Raw genomic sequence first — 5,323 nt, 5'->3', positions numbered from 1 at the left:
CGCGGGCTTCCTAACGACGTCTTCTTCCAGGTTGGCATTCTGACCACCGTTGGTGTGACTGCGCGCAACGCTATACTTCTGGTGGAGTTCGCCCGCTCGTTAGAGGATCAGGGAATGAAATTGATCGAGGCAACCAAGGAAGCGGCACGAGTGCGCTTGAGGCCGATTCTGATGACATCGGTTGCTTTCGGCATGGGTGTGTTGCCGCTTGCTTTCGCCAGTGGTGCCGGTGCAACCACCCGTATTGCGATAGGAACGGCGGTTCTCGGCGGCATGATTTCGGCAACGATACTGGCGACGTTCTTTATTCCACTGTTCTATGTGGTCGTCCGCCGTATCACGGATTTTCTGAGTGGCTCCAGAGACCAGGATGACTCGGCTGCGGCCGCTCCCGGACGGGCAAATGGAGGTGTGGCTGATGACCGTTAAGGCATTGCTGACCACTGTGATGGCGTTGGCACTTGGTGGCTGCTCACTCGCGCCGACTGTTGAGAAACCCGAGCCGTCGGTGCCGGAAACCTGGACGTCCGCACGACTTTCGGCGGACGAGAAACTCCCCCTGGACTGGTGGCGTGGCTACGGCGATCCGGCACTTGTCACCCTTGTTGAGGAGGCGCTTGATGCCAACAGCGATCTGCAGCTCGCGGCTGGCCGGGTTGCCGAAGCACGGGCGCTCCTTACCGGGCAGCAGGCAGAGCAATACCCGCTTCTGGAGGTGGAGGGCTCAGCGGTGCGCCAGGGACCGAGTGAAGAGGCCGTCAACAGCGCTGGTGGTGGTCAACCCTTCAATGATATCCAGGTGGGTGGGGTGCTATCGTACGAGCTGGATCTCTGGGGGCGGCTTGCCAATGCCAGCGAAGCAGCCCGGGCACGGCTTCTGGCCAGTGCAGCGAATCGCGAGGCCGTGCGACTGGCCGTGATTGGTGAGGTGGCCAATGGTTACTTCAATTTGCGTGCGCTTGATCGTCAGATCGACATCGCGGAACGCACCGTGTCGTCCCGCCGCGAATCGGTCGCCCTGCAACGGGCCCGGTTTGAAGGAGGCGAGATTAATGAATTGGCCCTGCGGCAGGCAGAATCCGAGCTTGCGGCCGCTGAATCCGAACTTCCGAGGCTTCGCCAACAGCGCTCCCTTCAGCGAAACGCCTTGGCAGTGCTTCTGGGGCGAGATCCACAACGGATTGTACGGAGTGATATTTCCGTAGCGAATACCATTGGTGAGATGGATGTTCCGGCCAGTATCCCTGCAGGCCGACCAGCAGATCTGATGGTTCGGCGACCCGACATTGCCGCAGCCGAACAGGAATTGATCGCGGCCAACGCCGAAATCGGTGTTGCCCGGGCGGCGTTTCTGCCCAGGATTTCGTTTGAGGGGCTGCTGGGCCTGCGAAGTGCGTCCGGTGGCGACTTGTTCCAGGGCTCCGCATCCACTTGGCAGTTGGGCGGCTCGTTAGTCGGCCCGTTGCTGGACTTCGGGCGTTCCGAGGCACTAGTCAATCAGGCGGAGGCGCGTCAACGCCAGGCCCTGATTGCGTATCGTCAGGCCATTCAGGTGGCGTTTCGGGAGGTGCTCGACGCGATGGCCGGGGTGCGTGGTACCGAAGATCGCCTGGAAGCGCAGGCCCGGCAGGTAGCAGCACTGCGGAGCACCACTAAACTTGCGCGATTGCGCTTTGAGGGTGGCGCGTCCAGTTACCTGGAGGTGCTGGACGCTGAACGAAGCCTGTTTACAACCGAACTTGATCTCGTGGAAACGCGGCGCGATCACTTGCAGTCGACGGTTAATTTGTATCGCGCGCTGGGCGGGGGTTGGCAGAATTCATTGCAATCTTCTGATTATGAAAACTCTGACTGAATCAGACAGGCGTTTTATTGAGCGCCTCGGTCTTCAGGCCCAATCTGAAGGCTTTTCCCGGATTGCCGGCCAAATTTGGGCGACACTGATCGTGTCGGATGGTCCGGTCAGCTCATCGCAGCTTGTGGATACGTTGCGTGTCAGTAAGGCGAGTGTCAGTACGAACACGTGCTTTCTCCAAAGACTCGGCATTGCTGAACGTCGAACAATGCCGGGTGAGCGCCAGGACTTCTTCGCGATTCGTCCCCATCCCTACGCTGCCTTGGTGGAAGGGCAGATAAAACGGCTCGAGGCCAGAAAGGAGGTGATCGCCGAAGCCAAGGCAACCATTACCAATGAACAAACGCTTGCCAAGCTGGCTGATCTGGATCAGTTCTACACCCTGTATTATGAGACCTCCAAAGACCTTCTAAAGCAGCTGAAATCTCAAATCCACGGACATAACAAATAATAACAGCAAAGGTTTAACCTTGGATTTCATCCGGGGCTGAATGAAACGCGGGCTATGTCAGAGCAACCCTGGCTGGTGTTACTGCGAGGAGGCCTGGACCGTCCTTGCTGTTTGGAATGTCTTGTCAGCGCCTCAAAGCAAAGCAGAATAAACAAATTGCCTCTTGCGCACCTACCTACTAACAGGTAGATTGATTGGCGTATGCTTAATGACCAACAGAGGTAAGCAATGAAAATTTACGACACTGAAGGCTTTCCCAATCCGCTCCGCGTTCGCATCGCCCTGGCAGAAAAAGGCGCAACGAATAAGGTAGAATTCGTCCCGGTCGATGTCATGGGTGGGGAGCACCGTTCCGATGCGTTCAAGACGAAAAACCCCGATGCCACAGTGCCCATGCTGGAACTTGACGACGGCACCTGCATCGCTCAGTGCAATGCCATCACCGAATATATCGACGGCGTTTTTGATGGTCCGTCCCTTATGGGTACAACCCCAGCGGAGCGTGCCCGTATCGCAATGATGAATCTGCGGGCAGAAAACGGTCTGATGAACGCCGTGGGTGCCTATTTTCACCACGCGACCCCGGGGCTCGGTCCGGATCTGGAAACCTGGCAATGCGCTGAGTGGGGCAATAAACAGAAAGAAGTGGCCAGCGCAACCATGGCCTACCTTGACAGTGTTCTGGCGGACAACGAGTTTCTTGCAGGTGACAGCTTCTCGGTCGCAGACATCACCGCCTTTGCCGGCCTGGGGTTTGCGGATTTCGCGAAGGTTGACATTCCCGAGTCCCTGACCCATCTACAGGCCTGGCGCGCAAAAGTCGCAGCCCGTCCTTCAATTGCCGGGTAATACGAAACCTTTCGGATTTAATGCAAGCGCTGAAAACAGGAAGGTCTCAAAAGGGAGGAATAACATGGAGATCAATGCAGATTTCTCTAAACCGGTGGTTGTGCATTCCGACCAGGTTGAATGGCAGCCCTCGCCCATGAAAGGGGTGGAGCGGCGCATGCTGGACCGGATCGGAGACGAAGTTGCCCGCGCCACCACCATCGTGCGTTATGCGCCGGGCAGTCATTTCTCGGCGCACACCCATACCGGGGGAGAAGAATTCATCGTACTCGACGGTGTGTTCCAGGACGAGCACGGTGATTTTCCTGCCGGCAGTTATGTGCGCAACCCTCCAACCACGTCACATATTCCGGGCTCTGACACAGGCTGCACGATATTTGTGAAACTGTGGCAGTTCGACCTGGCCGATCGCACCCAGTTCAGCAAGAATATGGAGGCCGGACTGGGCGCCCCGGTAGACGGCGTTGCCACTGCAAAGCTGCATGAGGACGATCGTGAGATCGTGACCTACAGCCAGCTCGATGCGGGGGCAACACTGACCTCTCAGGCGCCCGGCGGAATCGAACTGCTGGTAATCGAAGGCTCGGTGACCGGCAATGGCGAGTTGCTGGCCAGGCATGACTGGCTGCGCCTCCCTGAAGGACACCGGTTGTCCCTGACGGCCGGGGACGGCGGCGCGAAGATCTGGATGAAAACGGGTCACCTGCGATTTGCCGGGGCACCGAGGGTGTAAGGCCCGGCAATAGCGGGATTGAAAAGGCAGACAGGTGAATAACCATGAACCGTGATACCAGAACAGCCCTGATGGATCTTGCCGAGCACACCGTCCGGTCACGGGGCTTTGACGGGTTCAGCTATGCGGATCTGGCTGAGGCCATCGGCATTCGAAAGGCCTCGATCCATTACCATTTCCCCACCAAGGCGAAGCTCTCCGAAGCCTTGATCGAGCGCTATCAGACCAGTCTGCAGCAGGGTCTGACCGAGATAGACGCAGCCCATGCCAGCGCCGGCGCGCGCCTCAAGGCACTCATTGCCCTGTACCGCGGAGCGTTGCATGATGGCCAGACCGTGTGTCTGTGTGTTGCCTTTTCGACCTGCCGCGAAAGCCTGTCCGACACCGTCATCGCCAGAGTCGGCGCCGTTCGTGCAATGGTTCTGCAGTGGATTACGGCAACCTTTGAACTGGGACACAGGGATGGGACCGTCTCGGCCATCGGTGATCCGAGTGATGAAGCACCGGCCACCCTGGCAATGCTGGAAGGCGCTCACCTCGCCGCGCGCACCAAAGAAGACCTCGCCGTGTTTGATGCCGCAACGCGACTGCTGCGCGCCCGCTGCCAGTAACGACGGGACAGGAATCGCGCTTTGAGCGAGCGATTACATTCGTGTTCGCTCACCCGGCGACATTTCCTGTGAGCTTTGGTCGATGTCTACCCGTACATAATCGCTACGCAAATTGACTCATAACGAGCGAAAAGGAGCAAACAGATGATGAGCACCCTGAAAACAGCACTGGCAGCAGCCACGCTGTCACTCACTGTTGCAAGTACGCAGGTACTGGCAGAAACGCAAACCAGAACCATTGAGTATCAAGTCGGCAACGAGACCTTCACCGGCTACATGGCCTGGGATGATGAATTCGGGCAGAAGCGCCCGGGGGTTCTGGTTGTTCATGAATGGTGGGGGCACAATGAATTCGCGCGAAATCAGGCAGAACGGCTTGCTTCCGCCGGCTATACAGCGTTTGCACTGGATATGTATGGCTCTGGCAAACAAGCCGACCACCCTGATACTGCCCAGCAATTCATGCAGGAAGCCACCAAGGACATGGACCAGGTCAAGGCGCGCTTCATGAAGTCGATGGACATCCTGAAGAACCACGAAAGTGTTGACGCGTCCCGAATTGCAGCACAAGGTTACTGCTTTGGCGGTGCCGTTGTTCTCAACATGGCGCGCATGGGCGCTGATCTGGACGGCGTTGTCAGCTTCCACGGTGCGCTCGGCAGCCCTCTCCAGGCTGAGCCCGGGTCCGTAAAAGCCAGGATCCAGGTTTACACAGGCGGTGCCGACAAACTGGTCCCCTCGGATCAGGTGGCGAGCCTGGTCAAAGAGATGCAGGATGCCGAAGTCGATCTGACACTGGTGAGCTTCCCCGGAGTGCTGCACTC

The 5,323-nt window shown here is 58.0% G+C and carries 7 protein-coding genes; all 7 read left to right on the top strand.

All coding sequences use genetic code 11. The features are described 5' to 3' along the window. Window positions 1-429: efflux RND transporter permease subunit (locus BY454_RS16210; protein ID WP_181049780.1), on the top strand; the 429-nt coding region annotated here is incomplete at its 5' end. Continuing rightward, window positions 419-1,855: an efflux transporter outer membrane subunit gene (locus BY454_RS16205; protein WP_104417606.1), complete on the top strand. Its 1,437-nt coding sequence runs from the start codon at window positions 419-421 to the stop codon at window positions 1,853-1,855. The genes BY454_RS16210 and BY454_RS16205, both read left to right, overlap by 11 nt. Continuing rightward, a complete protein-coding gene (locus tag BY454_RS16200) occupies window positions 1,839-2,306 on the top strand; it encodes a GbsR/MarR family transcriptional regulator (protein WP_104417605.1) in 468 nt (155 codons plus the stop codon). Before BY454_RS16205 ends, BY454_RS16200 begins: the two co-directional genes overlap by 17 nt. A 228-nt stretch (window positions 2,307-2,534) precedes the next feature. Continuing rightward, entirely contained in the window at window positions 2,535-3,155 is a 621-nt protein-coding gene (locus BY454_RS16195; protein ID WP_104417604.1) for a glutathione S-transferase family protein, read from the top strand. 64 nt (window positions 3,156-3,219) lie between these two features. Further along, window positions 3,220-3,888, top strand: coding sequence for a cupin domain-containing protein (locus BY454_RS16190; protein WP_104417603.1), 669 nt, complete (start codon window positions 3,220-3,222; stop codon window positions 3,886-3,888). A gap of 44 nt (window positions 3,889-3,932) precedes the next feature. Further along, window positions 3,933-4,499, top strand: a complete 567-nt coding sequence (locus BY454_RS16185) for a TetR/AcrR family transcriptional regulator (RefSeq protein ID WP_091703140.1) — start codon at window positions 3,933-3,935, stop codon at window positions 4,497-4,499. Between the two features lie 144 nt (window positions 4,500-4,643). Continuing rightward, a partial coding sequence (locus BY454_RS16180; protein WP_104417602.1) for a dienelactone hydrolase family protein occupies window positions 4,644-5,323 on the top strand: 680 nt, incomplete at its 3' end.

The sequence above is a fragment of the Marinobacter persicus genome (assembly GCF_002934325.1).
GTDB classification, from domain to species: Bacteria; Pseudomonadota; Gammaproteobacteria; order Pseudomonadales; family Oleiphilaceae; genus Marinobacter; species Marinobacter persicus_A.
Note: the sequence above shows the minus strand (reverse complement) of the source record. Positions and strands in the feature narration are given on the sequence as shown.

Coding starts and splice junctions, on each gene's coding strand:
- BY454_RS16205 (WP_104417606.1), top strand. CDS start 419: ATGACCGTTAAGGCATTGCTGACCACTGTGATGGCGTTGGCACTTGGT.
- BY454_RS16190 (WP_104417603.1), top strand. CDS start 3,220: ATGGAGATCAATGCAGATTTCTCTAAACCGGTGGTTGTGCATTCCGAC.
- BY454_RS16185 (WP_091703140.1), top strand. CDS start 3,933: ATGAACCGTGATACCAGAACAGCCCTGATGGATCTTGCCGAGCACACC.
- BY454_RS16200 (WP_104417605.1), top strand. CDS start 1,839: ATGAAAACTCTGACTGAATCAGACAGGCGTTTTATTGAGCGCCTCGGT.
- BY454_RS16195 (WP_104417604.1), top strand. CDS start 2,535: ATGAAAATTTACGACACTGAAGGCTTTCCCAATCCGCTCCGCGTTCGC.